Genomic DNA, 15830 nt, shown 5'->3' with positions numbered 1-15830 from the left:
ATGTACAGATGCTATGCGGCGAGAGTATCGATTTGTGCGCCATTTTCCAAAAAAAGTGGCTGAATAGCAAAAATGGCGTAAGGCTTAATCCATCTCATTGTGAAAGCGGACATAACTGGTAAAGCAAATGCCGGTGGGGAGCACTGGTAAGCGGCGATTCATCGTGGAATAATCATTGGCCTATGAAGGGAAAAACTACCGTTTTGCACACAAGGACCCGTTCCAGCGGCGAAAATCGGCCGTTGTTCACACCGTTGTCCACCCTCTCCCTCAGCCTGCTTTGCGCGGGAGCACTGTTGTTGCCAGCTGTGGCACAGAGTGCGGAAGACAGTAAATCTCAGCTGCAATCTATTCAGCAGAACATTGCTGAAAAAGAGAAAAGCGTTAAGGCGCAGAAAGTGCAGCGCAGCAAATTACTGGATCAGTTGCAGAGTCAGGAAAAAATCATCGCCCAGGCGAGCCGTCAGTTGCGCGAAACCCGCAACAGCCTCACCGCCCTGAATAACGATATTAAACAGCTCACCACCTCCATCGCCCGGCTTGAGAAGCAGCAAAGCCAGCAGGAAAGCCTGCTGTCGCAACAGCTTGATGCCGCATTTCGTCAGGGCCAGCACAACGGTATACAGCTGTTGATGGGCGGAGAAGAGAGCCAGCGCAGCGAGCGTATTCTGGCCTATTTTGGCTATCTGAACGCGGCGCGCCAGAAAAGTATCGCCTCACTGCAACAGACGCGTCAGGACCTGGATCAGCAACGCGCTACGCTGGAGCAGAAGCAACAGCAGCAGAAAGCACTATTAGCCCAGCAGCAGGGCCAGCAGCAGAAGCTGCAGCAGGCGAGCGACGCGCGCAGGAAAACCCTTACGTCGCTGGAAAGCGCGCTGGAAAAAGATCAGGCCGATCTGGTCGAGATGCGTCAGAACGAAAGCCGTCTGCAGGATAAGATCGCCCGGGCAGAACGGGAAGCGCGTGAGCGCGCGGCGCGCGAAGCCCGTGAGGCAGAAAAAGTGCGTCAGCGCCAGGCGCAGGCCAAAGCCAAAGGCTCCAGCTATCAGCCGACCCAGAGCGAACGCGAACTGGTTGCCCGTACCGGAGGACTCGGTCGCGCGGGCGGGCAGGCGTTGTGGCCGGTGCGCGGACGCATCGAACATCGCTTTGGTGAACAGCTGCAGGGTGAACTGCGCTGGAAAGGCCTGGTGATTGATGCGCGGGAAGGCACCGAGGTGAAAGCCATTGCCGACGGGCGGGTCCTGATGGCCGACTGGTTGCAGGGCTACGGTCTGGTCGTGGTGCTGGAGCACGGTAAAGGCGACATGAGCCTCTATGGCTATAACCAGAGTGCACTGGTGAGCGTGGGGACACAGGTGAAGGCAGGACAGCCTATCGCCCTGGTGGGCACCAGCGGGGGGCGCGGTACCCCGTCGCTCTATTTTGAAATCCGACGTCAGGGACAGGCTGTCAATCCACTCCCGTGGTTAGGAAAATAAGTTTTGCTGCAACGTCGAAAAATCTCCGTTTTATTCAGCGCGCTGCTGTTCAGCTTCGCGGCGCAGGCAGGCAAGCTGGCTATTGTTATCGATGATGTGGGCTACCGGCCTGCCGAAGAGAACAAAGTTCTGCAGATGCCGCAGGCGATTTCAGTGGCTGTTCTGCCCAACGCACCCCATGCACGGGAGATGGCCACCAGAGCCCATCAGGGTGGACACGAAGTATTGATCCATCTGCCGATGGCGCCACTCAGCAAACAGCCACTGGAAAAAGATACGCTGACCCCGGAGATGAGCAGCGAAGAGATCACCCGCATTATGCGCAATGCGGTCAGCAACGTGCCTTACGCAGTCGGCCTGAACAACCACATGGGCAGCAGGATGACCTCGAGCCTTTCCGGTATGCAGAAGGTGATGCAGGCGCTGAATCACTATAACCTCTACTTCCTGGATAGCATGACCATCGCCAACAGCCAGGCGATTCCTGCCGCGCAGGGCACCCAGGTCAAAGTTCTGAAACGCCGGGTGTTCCTGGATGACAGTCAGGATATTAACGCTATCCGCCAGCAGTTCAGCCGGGCGGTGAAGCTGGCACAGCGCGACGGGTATGCCATTGCTATCGGTCATCCCCACCCCAACACCGTTCGGGTGCTGCAGCAGATGCTGCCCTCGCTGCCCGCAGACATTACGCTGGTTCGCCCCAGCCAGTTGCTGAATGAAACACGCCACAGCGGCTCACGGACGCCAGCGGTTCCGGTCAAACCGGCAAAACCGCGCTTCCAGCCGGCAGAACTGTGTAAAGTGAAACAGCCGCTTGCGCCGGTTCCGGCGACCCGGGCGTTAATGGTGGTAGGCGAAAGCGTGAGTCACAGCCCGCTGTTTAACACCCTGAAAAGTCTGTTCTGAATTTGCCATGAATGCTAAGTGCTAAGCTTAAAGTTCAATTGCAGGTAAAAATTACTATAATCCCGGTCGGGCGATAACATGCGGTGCGGGAATAGTAAGACGGATGACGATTAATAAACAAAAAATCCTGCTGCTGGATAACGGCAGAGAGTGGGGAGGCGGCACCAACAGTATGCTGGAGCTGCTAAAACGTATCGATCGTCAGAAATTTGATATTACCTGCTGCTTCTATCACAACTACAGCCGTGGCAACGACGAAACCATTGAGGCCACGCTCAATGCGCTGGCCATTCCGGTCTTTTTCATCCCGCAGATCAGGCAGCCGCGCTGGGCAAAATTTGTCAAAGAGGCCGTGCGGGCGCTGCTGTTTTTTAATAAAAAGCTGAAGAAGCGGGCTATCGATGAGATCGATACACGCTGGCGCATCATGCCCAACGCCAGCAAAATTAACTCCCTGCTCCAGCTGGGAAAATTCGACACGCTCTACATGAATAACCAGCCCAGCACCAATGTGGAGGGTTATCTGGCCGCGCGCAGCCTGGATGTGGCGGTGGTACAGCATTGCCGTATCGACCCGGTGCTGGAACCACGACTGGTCAGCATGGTGAACCAGGAGTGCCAGGCGATTATTGCCGTGTCGCAGGGGGTAAATAAGACGCTGATCAGCCACGGTGTTGATGCGGAACGCTGTTTTACCGTCAACAATGCGATCGACATCCACCAGCCTTTACCTGACCGCCTCGACGTTCGCCAGCGTTTTAAACTCACCCCGACCACCTTTGTGTTTGGCACCATCGGCTCACTGATATTACGTAAATCTAATCATCACATTCTGCAGGCGCTGGGCCGTTTCAAACGGGCTCATCCCGACGCGGACTGGCGAATGGTAATTGTCGGTGCCGGCCCGGAACTCCAGCACCTGCTGCAACTCGCAACGGCGGAGAATATCCAGCAGCATGTGGTCTTTACGGGCTTTCAGAACAATGCGCTGGATTACCTCACCGCCTTTGATGCGTTTATTCTTGCCTCACGCAGTGAGGGCTTACCTCGGGTCGTGCTGGAGGCGATGCTGGTGAATACCGCCGTCATCGGTTCCCGTGTGGTCGGTACTGCCGAATTGATCAGTCATGACGAAACCGGGTTGCTGTTTGATTATGGCAACGTGGTGCAGCTGACCCAGCACTTAACCGCGCTGTGGCAGGATGCCGGCTTACGTCAGCGCCTGATCAATGCGGCAGCGAAACGCGTTCGTGAACAGTACGCCATTGAAACCTACATCAGCGGCGTTGAAAATATTCTGCAAAGTGTCGCTAATAAGAAACCTCATGCTTAATTTTTTAAATCCCCGTTATCGCCATATCCGGGCGAGCCATAACCTGCCTTATTCGCTAAAAGAAGTTCAGGGCTCGGTACCGGTTACCTCTGTTGTGATCCCCTGCACGGGCGCGGACTATATCGAAGAGGCGCTGCTCAGTGCCGATTTTGCGGCGCGCTTTGCCACGCAGGCAGAGGAGATTGTGATTGTCAGCGATCAGCCTGCCGACGCCTTTGGCAGCCTGCCCGCTAAAACCCGCGTGGCCACGCTGGATGTACCGCAGCGCGAAGAGCACTATCGCTACAAGCAGATCTATCGCAGTCGCTTAATCAAACTGCAGGCCCCGTTGCAGGCAAAAGGCGACGGCATTCTGATGATCGATTCCGACCTCAATCTGCTAAAGATGCCGGAGATCATGATGAAACCTGGCCATCTCTACTCCAGCTTTCGTCAGGGGAAAATGATTGCCAAGCTGGCTGATGCGCCACAGGAGGCGATTCCTGCCTACTACCCGCACAGTATCCGGCCTTATCTGGTGGATCACGTTAACGGTGCCTATCTGGCGGCGACCCGTGAGGTCTGGCAGCGTATTTCACCGCTGTGGCTGACGCTGTTCAATGACACCTGGCATCTGATGAACGACAGTCAGCCGCCGACCGATCAGCTGCCGCTCGCGGTGCTGCTGGATATGCTGGACATTAAAACTGTCAATCTGGGCGAATGGGCTAACTGGCCGGTCTCCAAGAAAATCGGCGGTCAGTCTGCGGTGATCCCGGCGGAGGTGGTCGGCGCACACGGCGGCTTTCCGCTGTCGGAATGGCAAAAATATCTGGCCGATCCGCAACAGCCGCTCCACTTTAAAGGTCAGGATTACACGCGCAAGGTGCGCTATCTGACCGACGAAGAGAAGAAGCAACGCTAATTATCCGGCCGCTGCGGCGGCCGGTGTGTTAATCCCAGCTCAGTATTACCTTTCCCGAGCGTCCTGAACGCATCTCATCAAAGCCCTGCTGGAAGTCGTCAATCCCATAGCGATGCGTAATGACCGGCGTTAAGTCGAGACCGGACTGGATCAGCGCCGCCATTTTGTACCAGGTTTCAAACATCTCCCGGCCATAAATGCCCTTGATAAAGAGCCCCTTGAAGATCACCTGATTCCAGTCGATAGCCATCTCACCCGGCGGAATACCCAGCAGGGCAATCCGCCCGCCGTGATTCATTACGTCGAGCAGCGCGCGAAACGCAGGAGGCGCGCCGGACATCTCCAGTCCGACATCAAATCCTTCCGTCATCCCCAGCGAATGCATGACGTCGCGCAGATTTTCATGGGCCACATTGACCGCGCGGGTGACGCCCATTTTTCGCGCCAGCGCCAGTCGGTAGTCATTGATGTCGGTGATCACGACGTTACGCGCGCCGACATGGCGGCAGACCGCCGCGGCCATGATGCCGATAGGCCCCGCGCCGGAAATCAGCACATCCTCGCCAACCAGATCGAACGACAGCGCGGTATGCACGGCATTACCAAACGGGTCAAAGATCGCGGCCAGCTCATCGGAAATGTTGTCGGGAATTCTGAAGGCGTTAAAGGCCGGGATGACCAGATATTCCGCAAAGCAGCCCTGACGGTTAACGCCCACCCCCATGCTGTTCCGGCACAGATGCGTTCGCCCGGCGCGGCAGTTGCGGCAATGCCCGCAGGTGATATGCCCCTCTCCCGACACCCGATCGCCAGGCGTAAAGCCCTTTACCTCCTGGCCTATAGCCACCACTTCACCCACATATTCATGACCGACAATCATCGGCACCGGAATGGTTTTGCGCGACCAGTCATCCCAGTTGTAGATGTGGACATCGGTGCCGCAGATAGCGGTTTTACGGATTTTAATCAGCAGGTCATTGTGGCCCGGCTCAGGAACCGGCGCATCAGTCACCATCCAGATGCCCGCTTCCCTCTTCAGTTTGGCGAGTGCTTTCATAACGGACTCCTCAGGCGATGACGCCCAGCTGTTTGCCGATACGGGTAAAGGCGGCCACCGCACGTTCCAGCTGCTGCTGGGTATGTGCCGCAGAGATTTGCGTGCGAATGCGTGCCTGCCCTTTTGGCACGACCGGATAGAAGAAGCCGGTAACGTAGATGCCTTCCTGTTGCAGCAGGTGGGCAAACTGCTGAGCGACGCTGGCCTCACCCAGCATCACCGGAATAATGGCGTGATCGGCCCCGGCCAGCGTAAAACCCGCTGCGGTCATCTGCTGCCGGAAGAAACGGGCGTTATCCCGGAGACGCTGACGCAGCCCATCGCCTTCGCTGAGCAGATCCAGCACCCGCAGCGAGGCGGCCACAATCGCCGGAGCCAGCGAGTTGGAGAAGAGATAGGGACGGGAACGCTGGCGCAGCCACTCCACCACTTCCGCTTTTGCTGCGGTGTAGCCACCGGAGGCGCCGCCCAGCGCTTTGCCCAGCGTGCCGGTAATGATGTCAACCCGACCCATCACGTCACAATATTCGTGGGTGCCGCGTCCGCCATTTCCGACAACACCCACCGCGTGGGAATCATCCACCATCACCAGCGCAGAGAACTCTTCAGCCAGGTCGCAGATGGCGGGCAGATTGGCGATGACCCCATCCATGGAGAAGACGCCATCGGTGGCGATCAGGATATGGCGTGCGCCTTTATCGCGCGCCTGTTGCAGGCAATCCCGCAGCGCCGTCATGTCGTTGTTCGCGTAGCGGTAGCGCTGTGCTTTGCAGAGCCGGATGCCGTCGATGATGGAGGCGTGATTCAGCGCATCGGAAATAATGGCATCCTCTGCATCCAGCAGCGTTTCAAACAGGCCGCCGTTGGCGTCAAAGCAGGAGGCGTAGAGAATGGCATCTTCCATACCGAGAAATGCGGCCAGCCGCTTTTCCAGCTGCTTATGGCTGTCCTGCGTGCCACAGATAAAGCGCACCGACGCCATGCCAAAGCCGTGCGAATCCATCCCCGCCTTCGCGGCCTGAATCAGCGCCGGATGATTGGCCAGGCCCAGATAGTTATTGGCGCAAAAGTTAATCACTGCCGGACCGTGACCTACCGCTATCTCTGTCTGCTGGGCAGAGGTAATGATCCGCTCCTGTTTAAACAGCCCTTCCTGACGTGCATCATCCAGTTGCTGACGAAGTTGTTGATAAAATTGCGCAGGCATCATTGCTCTCCTCAGATGGCAAAAACCTGGCATATCTTACTGAACAGGCCGCTTCTTCACGATAAAACGCCCAACAGAATGTCATTTTTGCAGCATAGTTCACGCCGCGAGGTGGTAGCTCCCTGGCGTTACAGAGTCATCTGGCTGTCTGCACCCTGATGAAATGTTATGATGTGAGGTATTCGTGTGTGAAACCTCCTGTTTCACCCCACAACATTGAAGGTAACAACATGATTATCGTAACTGGCGGCGCAGGAATGATTGGCAGCAACATCGTCAAAGCGCTGAACGATCGCGGTCACACCGACATTCTGGTGGTGGATAATCTGAAGGATGGCACTAAGTTTGCCAATTTAGTCGACCTGGATATCGTCGATTACATGGATAAAGAAGAGTTTCTGATGAGCGTGATCGCGGGCGACGATTTAGGCCCGATTGAAGCGGTATTCCATCAGGGTGCCTGCTCCTCCACGACCGAGTGGGATGGCAAGTACATGATGGAGAACAACTATCAGTACTCCAAAGAGCTGCTGCACTACTGCCTGGAGCGCGAGATCCCGTTCCTTTACGCCTCTTCTGCAGCGACCTACGGCGGCCGCAATGAAAACTTCATCGAAGAGCGTCAGTATGAGCAGCCGCTGAATGTGTATGGCTACTCCAAAATGCTGTTTGACCACTACGTTCGTCAGATGCTGCCGGAAGCGAACTCGCCGGTGTGTGGCTTCCGCTACTTCAACGTCTATGGGCCGCGTGAAGGCCACAAAGGCAGCATGGCAAGCGTGGCGTTTCATCTGAACACCCAGATCAGCAACGATGAAAATCCAAAACTGTTTGAAGGCAGTGACGGCTTCAAACGCGATTTCATCCACGTTGATGATGTGGCAGCCGTAAACCTGTGGTGCTGGGAAAACGGCGTCTCCGGGATCTACAACTGTGGCACAGGCCGCGCCGAATCGTTCCAGGAAGTGGCCGACGCCGTGCTGAAGTTTCATCAGAAAGGGCAGATTGAGTACATCCCGTTCCCGGAAAAACTCAAAGGCCGTTATCAGGCTTACACCCAGGCCGATCTCACGAAGCTGCGTGCCGCGGGCTATGACAAGCCGTTTAAAACGGTGGCGCAGGGCGTCGCTGACTATATGGTCTGGCTGAATCGCAACGCATAAAGGAAGCTGCTCCGGCGATGAAAATTCTGGTAATCGGCCCGTCGTGGGTCGGCGATATGATGATGTCGCAAAGTCTCTATCGCACCCTCAAGGCCGAACATCCCGATGCGGTGATAGACGTGATGGCACCGGCATGGTGTCGTCCCCTGCTGTCACGTATGCCGGAGGTCAGTCAGGCGCTGGCCATGCCCCTGGGCCATGGCGCGCTGGAACTCGGCGAGCGTCGCCGGCTGGGCAAGGCACTGCGCGACAGCCATTATGACCGGGCCTACGTGCTGCCTAACTCCTTTAAGTCGGCGCTGGTTCCCTTCTTTGCCGGCATCCCACGCCGCGTCGGCTGGCGTGGGGAGATGCGCTATGGCCTGCTGAACGATCTGCGGGTGCTGGATAAAGCCGCATTCCCGCTGATGGTTGAGCGCTACGTGGCGCTGGGCTACGACACGCCTGTCGCCTCGGCGGCGCAGCTGCCGCAGCCGCTCCTGTGGCCAAAGTTGCAGGTTGAAGAGCAGGAGATGCGGGAAACGGCCGCACAGTTTCAGCTCACCGCAACGCGTCCGATTATCGGTTTTTGCCCGGGCGCGGAATTTGGCCCGGCCAAACGCTGGCCCCACTACCACTACGCCGCCCTGGCCCGCCAGCTGATCGCCGAAGGCTTTCAGATCCTGCTGTTTGGCTCCGCCAAAGATCACCCGACCGGTGAAGAGATCATCGCGGCACTGCCGGAAGAGAGTCGCAGTCACTGCCGCAACCTGGCGGGTGAAACCCAGCTGGAGCAGGCGGTCATCCTGCTGGCGCAATGCCGCGCCGTGGTCAGTAACGACTCCGGCCTGATGCACATCGCCGCCGCGCTGGATCGTCCGCTGGTGGCACTCTATGGACCCAGCAGCCCTGACTTTACGCCACCGCTGGCCCGCCAGGCGCGTATTATTCGCCTGATTACCGGCTATCACAAAGTGCGTAAGGGCGATGCCGAACAGGGGTATCACCAGAGCCTGATTGATATTCAGCCTGAGCGCGTTCTTCAGACGCTGAATGAACTCCTTGCGCCGCAGGAGGTGCCATGCACGTCCTGATTGTTAAAACGTCCTCAATGGGGGATGTGCTGCATTCGCTGCCGGCTCTGACCGATGCGATGCATGCCATTCCCGGCATCCGTTTTGACTGGGTAGTGGAAGAGAATTTCGCCCAGATCCCTGGCTGGCACCCTGCCGTGGACCAGGTGTTGCCGGTCGCGATTCGCCGCTGGCGCAAACACTGGTTTGGCAGTCAGCAGCGTGAAGAGCGCGTGCAGTTTAAGCGCGCGTTACAGTCGCGCGAGTACGATATCGTGATTGATGCCCAGGGGCTGATCAAAAGCGCGGCGCTGGTGACCCGTTTATCCAAAGGGGTAAAGCACGGGCAGGATAGCCGCAGCGCGCGTGAACCTTTTGCCAGCTGGTGGTATGACGTCCGCCATGAGATCAGCAAACGCCAGCACGCCGTTGAGCGGACGCGCGAGCTGTTCGCCAAAAGCCTGGGCTATGAAAAGCCGCAAACCCAGGGTGACTACGCGATTGCCGGACATTTTCTGCATCATCTGCCCGCGGATGCGCATCACTATCTGGTCTTTCTGCATGCCACAACGCGTGACAACAAGCACTGGCCGGAATCCCACTGGCGACAGCTGATTGAGCAGATGCAGCCCAGCGGATTGCGGGTGAAGCTGCCCTGGGGGGCCGAGCATGAGCATCAGCGTGCGCTACGCCTGGCTGAAGGTTTTGAGCATGTCGAGGTGCTGCCTAAGCTGACGCTGGAAGCGATCGCCCGACAGCTGGCAGGCGCGCGGGCGGTGGTCTCTGTGGATACCGGTTTAAGCCATCTGACCGCCGCACTGGATCGTCCTAATCTCACGCTGTATGGCCCGACCGATCCGGGTCTGATTGGCGGCTACGGGCAGAACCAACAGGCGCTGAGCGCCCCGAATCACAATCTGGCGGAGCTGACGGCTGACGCCGTGGCAGAGAAACTGCGGGCCGTTATCGGGAAAAATGCGCCATGAACTATGTGCTGATCTATCTGCTGCTGCTGCCTTTCCGCACCCTGATGCGGCTCTTTTACCGGCCCACCGGCCGCAGTCTGGTGATTCAGACGGCGAAGATCGGGGATTTTATTAACATCACCCCGATGCTGCGCGCCCTGGGTCAGTCTGAACTGCTGATCAGCAAATCGGTAGAGCCGCTGGCGCGTCACGATGACACGGTCAGCCGCTATTTTCTGATTGAAGAGGCGAAGCGCAGCTTTTTTGCCAAACTCAGACTCGCCTTCACGCTGATGAACCGTTATGACCATGTTTATCTGGTTCAGCCCAACAGCGTTAACCTGTTTTTCGCGGCACTGTGCAATGCACCGAACAAGCAGTTTCTGCGCACCTATGTGCGTAAATCCTATCATGCGATCTTCTATCGCAGCGCCAGTGGCATCGTCGACCACGCGAAAACGGATTTGACGCTCGACAGCTATCTGAAGCTGATTAATCGGGACTATCGTTACACCGATTTTCCCAAGCACGCCACGTCACCGCTCTGGCAGCCGCCTGCGCCTCCCGCCGCGCTGCTGCATCCGCGCAGCGGGATTAAGATCGGTATCAGCATTTCTGCCGGGAATCGGGCTAAAACCATTCCTGCCGCCATCTGGCAGCAGCTGATGGCGTCGCTGGCTGAGCTGCCCTGCACCTTTTATGTCTTTGGTCCACCAGCCGAGCAGCCGTGGCTGGATGAATTACTGAGCCTGACCGGCCCGCAGGAGAATATTGTCAGCCTGATTGGCGCGCTGAAGCTGGAAGAGGTGCCATGGGCCATCTCGCAGATGGATTTTTATATTTCATCGGATTCCGGTAATGCTTATATTGCTGACGCCCGACAGATACCGGTCATTATGCTCTATGGCCCCTGTGAGATCAGGGAACAGCGCCCGGTTAATAATGTCCTGTTTATCGGACCGGACAATATCGCCGCATCGACCTTTGTTTTTGCCACGCGATTTAAGTTTGATCAGCCCGCTGAAAAATTATTCGGGCTGGATGCCGACAAACTGACTAGAATACAAACGTTTATTACTCATAATCTGGAATAGTGAAGCGTAATGGCAATTACCCCTCTTGCTGATGCCGTTCAGCAAAGTCAGCTGCTGGTCAACACGCTTGCGGATGCGGATGATAATCCGGTTCACGTTGCGTTTGGCATCAACCACGCTTACGCGCGTGGTCTGGGTATTACGTTGTTTTCACTTCTCAGCCATCACCCCGACACCGCTTTCCACGCCCATATTTTCTCTGACTCGCTGCAGGAAGAGGATGTGGAAAAGCTGCGCTCAATGGCAACGGGCTATCGTCTGGCCATCACCCTGCATATTTTTAACAGTGCCTGGGTCGATCAGTTGCCGGCGGTCGGGCGCTATCCCAAAAGTATCCATTACCGCTTTCTGATCCCTGAAACGGTGGCGCGCTACAGCGATCGGGTAATCTACATCGATGCGGACACGCTGGTCGTCGGCGATTACTCCCCCCTGTTCACGCTGGATATCACGGACTACACGCTGGCAGCCTGCAACGATACCCCGCGTGCGCGTCATAACCAGTGCGCGCGACTCGGGCTGCAGCGCCATGACTATTTCAACTCCGGCTTTATGCTGATCAATATTCCACGCTGGCTCGCCAGGCAGACTACCGCGCGGATTACTGAGGTTCTGGTGACCCGGGGCGCAGCCTTCGGTTTTCCTGACCAGGATGCGCTGAATATTGTGCTGGAGGATGAGGTGCTGATCCTGCCGGATCGCTACAACTATATCTACGACATCATCGCGAACAAGGTCTGGGACCACTCCCGCGTACCCGCTGACACCGTGATGATTCACTACACCGGTAAGTGTAAGCCCTGGCATGCCTGGGCCGGCAGCGACCTGTCCCTGCTCTACTACAGCTATTACCAGCGCTCGCCCTGGGCTTCTCAGCCGCTTGATTTACCCAGACATTATAAAGAGATGAAGCGCTTTGCCCGTATCAAGTGGCATCAGAAGCAGTATGCAGAAAGCGTGAGCTGGATGATGCATTACGTCAGGCTCAAATTTTTTTAGTCAGCGCTCTCCACCTGTCAAACCGCTCCGGGCGCGGTGACTGCCGCGCCATCTTTTCCGTCAGTGCCCCACCGCTGTCTGCCAGATCCTTTTAGAAATGCTGCTGATAAACCCCAGGCACACTATGCTGTTTACCGGCGCGGCCACGTTGCGTAAAAAAGAGGCAGATAGTGCATTATTACGCGCGCGCGTGGTTTTTCGTGAAGCAGGGAGGCGACACCGTTTTATAATCGTGGATTAATGTATGCCATTCTGCTGATTTGGAAATGATTTATGACGAGGCAACGCCCTTTGACAGTGAACAGAATGCTGGTGCAGATATTGTCATGAGTACTTCTCCTCTGCTGAGTATCATTACCCCGATGTACAATGCGGGCAGCATGTTTGATGAGTTCATGCAGGCACTGCTGGCGCAGACGCTGACCTCGCTGGAGATCATCATCGTCGATGATGGTTCTACTGACGGCTCAGGCGAGCGCGCTGACCACTATGCAGAACATCACTCCCACATTCGCGTGATTCATCAGGAAAATGGCGGCGTGTCGCGCGCCCGTAACGCCGGGCTGGCGATAGCGCGCGGCAAATATGTCACCTTTCCGGATGCGGATGACACCATGCAGCCCGGGATGTACCAGACGCTGGTGACGCTGGCGGAAAAGGACAATCTGGATGCGGCACAGTGCAACGCCGAATGGTTTTTCAAACACAGCCAGCGGGTAAAACCCCTGATACCACTGGATCGCCTGCGCAGCACGCCGGTGCTGAGCGGCGCTGACTGGCTCAATACCGCGCTGAAAACCCGCCGCTATATGCATGTGGTCTGGCTGGGCATCTACCGCCGGTCGCTAATCGAGCAGCATCAGTTGCAGTTCGAGCCGGGCCTGCATCATCAGGATATTCCCTGGACCACCGAGTTTATGCTGCTGGCAAAACGCGTGCGTTACACCGATGCGGTGCTCTACCGCTACTATATGCATGACGCGTCGATCAGTAACCGCAAACGCACCGGCGAGCGCAACGTCGAATATCAGCGCCACTACCTGAAGATTGCGCGGCTGCTGGAAGAGATTAATATCCGCTATCGTGACCGCGTGCGGATCTACCCGTCGTTTCACGCTCAGGTGACGCATGAAGCGCTCAGTGTCTGCCATAGCGTGAGACGTGAGCCTGATGCCCGCGCACGCCAGGCGATCATCGCCGATCTGTTCGCGACCCGGACACACCGGCGCATGTTACGCAACGCCCGCGGCATTAAGCAGTGGTATCAGTTACTGCTGTGGCTGGGACGGCTCTATCGCTGGCGCGATAAATAACCCCTGAGGCTGGCTTTATCCTAAAAAGCGTTTGCCCTACAATCGGTTCACTGAAATCTGAGAACCTTTGTTTATGGCCAGCCTGACTCCAGCAAACATCTCTCCAAAACGTATTTTACTGATTAAGCTGCGCCATCATGGCGACATGCTGCTCACCACGCCCGCCATCAATGCGCTGCATGCGCGTTATCCGCAGGCCAGCATCGACGTGTTGCTCTATCAGGAGACACGTCCGATGCTGGAAGCGCATCCGGCTATCCGCCATCTGCACGTCATCGACCGGAAATGGAAGCAGGAGGGCACCTGGCGCAAGCTGGGCCATGAACGGGCATTAATCCGTGCCATACGTGACGCCCATTATGACCTGGTGATTAATCTGGCAGACCAGTGGCGTGCGGCGCTGATCACCCGGCTCTCCGCTGCGCCGGTGCGCATTGGTTTCGCCTTTAAAAAACGCGATAACGTCCTGTGGCGCTGGTGTCACAACCGGCTGGTCCCGACGCATAACCACAGCAGACTGCATACCGTTGAGCAGAACATGTCCGCCCTGGCCCCGCTCGGGATCAGCAGCGACAATGCGCGCGTTTCGATGCACTACAGTGACGCTGACCAGCAGATCGTGCTGACCCGCCTGTCAGAACATCAGGTGACCACCCCCTATATCGTGGTTCAGCCTACCTCACGCTGGGGCTTTAAATGCTGGGAAGAGGAGAGCGTGGCCGCCACGGTCGATGAGCTGGCACGGGCTGGACGGAAGGTGGTGCTGACCGCCGGGCCGGACAAACAGGAGCTGGCGATGATCAACCGCATCCGCGCGCTGTGCGCCTCGCCGGATGTCGTGTCGCTGGCGGGTCAGTTTACGCTGCCGCAGCTGGCGGCGCTTATCGATCACGCCACGCTGTTTATCGGGGTCGATTCTGCGCCGATGCACATGGCGGCGGCGCTGGAAACGCCCTGTATCGCCCTGTTTGGCCCGACTAAGCTGCAGCACTGGCGGCCATGGGGGAACAACAACCATGTCATCTGGGCGGGGGATTATGGTCCACTGCCCTCACCCGATTCTATCGACACCCGAACGGATCAGCGTTATCTGTCAGCCATTCCGGTGAAGGATGTGGTCGCGGCGGCGAGGAGCTTCCTGAATGAGTAAGTTAAGGCTGGCGATTGTCCGGCAGAAATACCGGCCGGATGGTGGTGCTGAGCGTTTTATCTCCCGTGCGCTGGAAGCCCTGGGCAGCGAACAGCTCGATCTCAACATCATTACCCGCAGCTGGCAGGGCACGCCCAATCCGGACTGGCATCTCCATATCTGTAATCCTGCAAAGCTGGGCAGGGTTTCCCGCGAGCGCGGCTTTGCCCGTGCCGCACGCGCCTGCTGGGAGCGTGAAAAGTTCGATATTGTGCAGAGTCATGAACGCATCGCTGGCTGTGACATCTTTCGCGCGGGTGATGGCGTGCATCGCGTCTGGCTGGAGCAGCGCGCCCGCATCGTCTCACCGTGGCAACGACTGAGCGCAACCCTCAGTCCCTATCATCGCTATGTTCTGCAGGCGGAAGCGGAGATGTTTGATTCGCCGACGCTGAAAGCGGTGATCTGCAATTCAGAGATGGTTAAGCGCGATATCCTGCGCTGTTTCTCACTCGACGCCAGAAAAATTCACGTCATCCATAACGCTATCGATGCCCGTCGTTTTCAGCCCGCCACGGCAGCGACCCGCCATGCGACCCGCCAGCAGCTGGGGCTGCCGGATGCGGCCACCGTACTGATTTACGTCGGTTCCGGCTTTGAGCGTAAAGGGCTGAAAGCAGCGATTCAGGCGCTGGCCGCCAGTGACCGTTACCTGATTGTAGTGGGTCAGGATAAACAGCTGCAGCGTTATCAGCAGCTGGCTAACCAGCTGAACTGCCTGGATCGCCTGCGCTTTGTTGGCGTACAGCAGGATGTGCAGCCGTTTTATCACGCGGCGGACGGCCTGCTGCTGCCCACACTCTACGATCCTTTTCCTAACGTGGTGCTGGAGGCGATGGCCTGCGGCCTGCCGGTTATTACCAGCACCGGCTGCGGGGGGGCTGAGTTTATTACCGCCGGTCAGGAGGGCTTCGTCTGTGATGCGCTGGATATTAACGGATTAAATCAGGCTGTTTGCGCCATTCCGCCGCTGACGGAAGATTCACGCATGGGTGATGCGGCCCGGCGTAAAGTTGAACCTTATGGCCCGCAACGGCTGGCACAGGCGCTGACTTCGCTTTATCAACAGGTATTGAGTACCAACTGACAATCCGGGATGAGTGCATGCGGGGTTTCTGATAACATGCCGCCATCTGATTTTAACCTGTTTTTAGACGCGAACCT

At 57.1% G+C, this 15830-nt stretch carries 14 protein-coding genes; 12 read left to right on the top strand and 2 right to left on the bottom strand.

Annotation, left to right across the window (positions count from 1 at the left end; translation table 11 throughout):
• The first annotated feature begins 182 nt into the window (after positions 1-182).
• The 4 genes from envC to AC1V0D_RS20785 all read left to right on the top strand — a co-directional run bounded on the left by envC (position 183) and on the right by AC1V0D_RS20785 (position 4627).
• Positions 183-1484 (top strand): murein hydrolase activator EnvC, encoded by a 1302-nt coding sequence (envC, locus tag AC1V0D_RS20800; RefSeq protein ID WP_033736104.1) that lies wholly within the window; start codon positions 183-185, stop codon positions 1482-1484.
• Positions 1485-1487: 3 nt separating this feature from the next.
• On the top strand, positions 1488-2390 hold the full coding sequence (locus AC1V0D_RS20795; RefSeq protein ID WP_482907997.1) for a divergent polysaccharide deacetylase family protein: 903 nt from the start codon (positions 1488-1490) through the stop codon (positions 2388-2390).
• A 103-nt stretch (positions 2391-2493) separates the two neighbouring features.
• The gene (locus tag AC1V0D_RS20790) at positions 2494-3723 is read left to right on the top strand and encodes a glycosyltransferase (RefSeq protein ID WP_337022250.1); all 1230 of its coding nucleotides are present in this window, start codon (positions 2494-2496) and stop codon (positions 3721-3723) included.
• Positions 3716-4627: a hypothetical protein gene (locus tag AC1V0D_RS20785; RefSeq protein ID WP_009088083.1), complete on the top strand. Its 912-nt coding sequence runs from the start codon at positions 3716-3718 to the stop codon at positions 4625-4627. Before AC1V0D_RS20790 ends, AC1V0D_RS20785 begins: the two co-directional genes overlap by 8 nt.
• Before the next feature lie 28 nt (positions 4628-4655).
• Here the strand turns inward: AC1V0D_RS20785 and tdh are convergent, their stop codons facing one another.
• Entirely contained in the window at positions 4656-5684 is a 1029-nt protein-coding gene (gene tdh / locus AC1V0D_RS20780; protein ID WP_337022251.1) for an L-threonine 3-dehydrogenase, read from the bottom strand.
• A gap of 10 nt (positions 5685-5694) precedes the next feature.
• Positions 5695-6891 (bottom strand): glycine C-acetyltransferase, encoded by a 1197-nt coding sequence (locus AC1V0D_RS20775; RefSeq protein WP_482908007.1) that lies wholly within the window; start codon positions 6889-6891, stop codon positions 5695-5697.
• 230 nt (positions 6892-7121) lie between these two features.
• Between AC1V0D_RS20775 and rfaD the strand changes: the two genes are divergently transcribed.
• The 8 genes from rfaD (at position 7122) to AC1V0D_RS20735 (ending at position 15753) form a co-directional block, all read left to right on the top strand.
• Positions 7122-8054 (top strand): ADP-glyceromanno-heptose 6-epimerase, encoded by a 933-nt coding sequence (rfaD, locus tag AC1V0D_RS20770; RefSeq protein WP_009088090.1) that lies wholly within the window; start codon positions 7122-7124, stop codon positions 8052-8054.
• 17 nt (positions 8055-8071) lie between these two features.
• Positions 8072-9127: an ADP-heptose--LPS heptosyltransferase RfaF gene (gene rfaF, locus AC1V0D_RS20765; protein WP_482907996.1), complete on the top strand. Its 1056-nt coding sequence runs from the start codon at positions 8072-8074 to the stop codon at positions 9125-9127.
• Complete coding sequence (gene rfaC / locus AC1V0D_RS20760) at positions 9115-10092, top strand: lipopolysaccharide heptosyltransferase RfaC (RefSeq protein WP_482907995.1); 978 nt, start codon at positions 9115-9117, stop codon at positions 10090-10092. Before rfaF ends, rfaC begins: the two co-directional genes overlap by 13 nt.
• Positions 10089-11165 carry a glycosyltransferase family 9 protein gene (locus AC1V0D_RS20755; RefSeq protein WP_009088095.1) on the top strand — a complete coding sequence of 359 codons (1077 nt, stop codon included), beginning with the start codon at positions 10089-10091 and terminating at the stop codon, positions 11163-11165. Before rfaC ends, AC1V0D_RS20755 begins: the two co-directional genes overlap by 4 nt.
• A gap of 9 nt (positions 11166-11174) precedes the next feature.
• On the top strand, positions 11175-12164 hold the full coding sequence (locus AC1V0D_RS20750; protein ID WP_312828955.1) for a glycosyltransferase family 8 protein: 990 nt from the start codon (positions 11175-11177) through the stop codon (positions 12162-12164).
• A 326-nt stretch (positions 12165-12490) separates the two neighbouring features.
• Positions 12491-13477: a glycosyltransferase gene (locus AC1V0D_RS20745; RefSeq protein ID WP_471804001.1), complete on the top strand. Its 987-nt coding sequence runs from the start codon at positions 12491-12493 to the stop codon at positions 13475-13477.
• 73 nt (positions 13478-13550) lie between these two features.
• On the top strand, positions 13551-14627 hold the full coding sequence (rfaQ, locus tag AC1V0D_RS20740; protein WP_150030371.1) for a putative lipopolysaccharide heptosyltransferase III: 1077 nt from the start codon (positions 13551-13553) through the stop codon (positions 14625-14627).
• The gene (locus AC1V0D_RS20735) at positions 14620-15753 is read left to right on the top strand and encodes a glycosyltransferase family 4 protein (RefSeq protein ID WP_337022254.1); all 1134 of its coding nucleotides are present in this window, start codon (positions 14620-14622) and stop codon (positions 15751-15753) included. The genes rfaQ and AC1V0D_RS20735 overlap by 8 nt, the downstream gene beginning before the upstream one ends.
• Positions 15754-15830: the final 77 nt, after the last annotated feature.

The organism is Pantoea sp. PA1 (assembly GCF_056856975.1).
The sequence above is the reverse complement of the archived record's forward strand: the minus strand, read 5'-3'. Positions and strand labels throughout refer to the sequence as shown.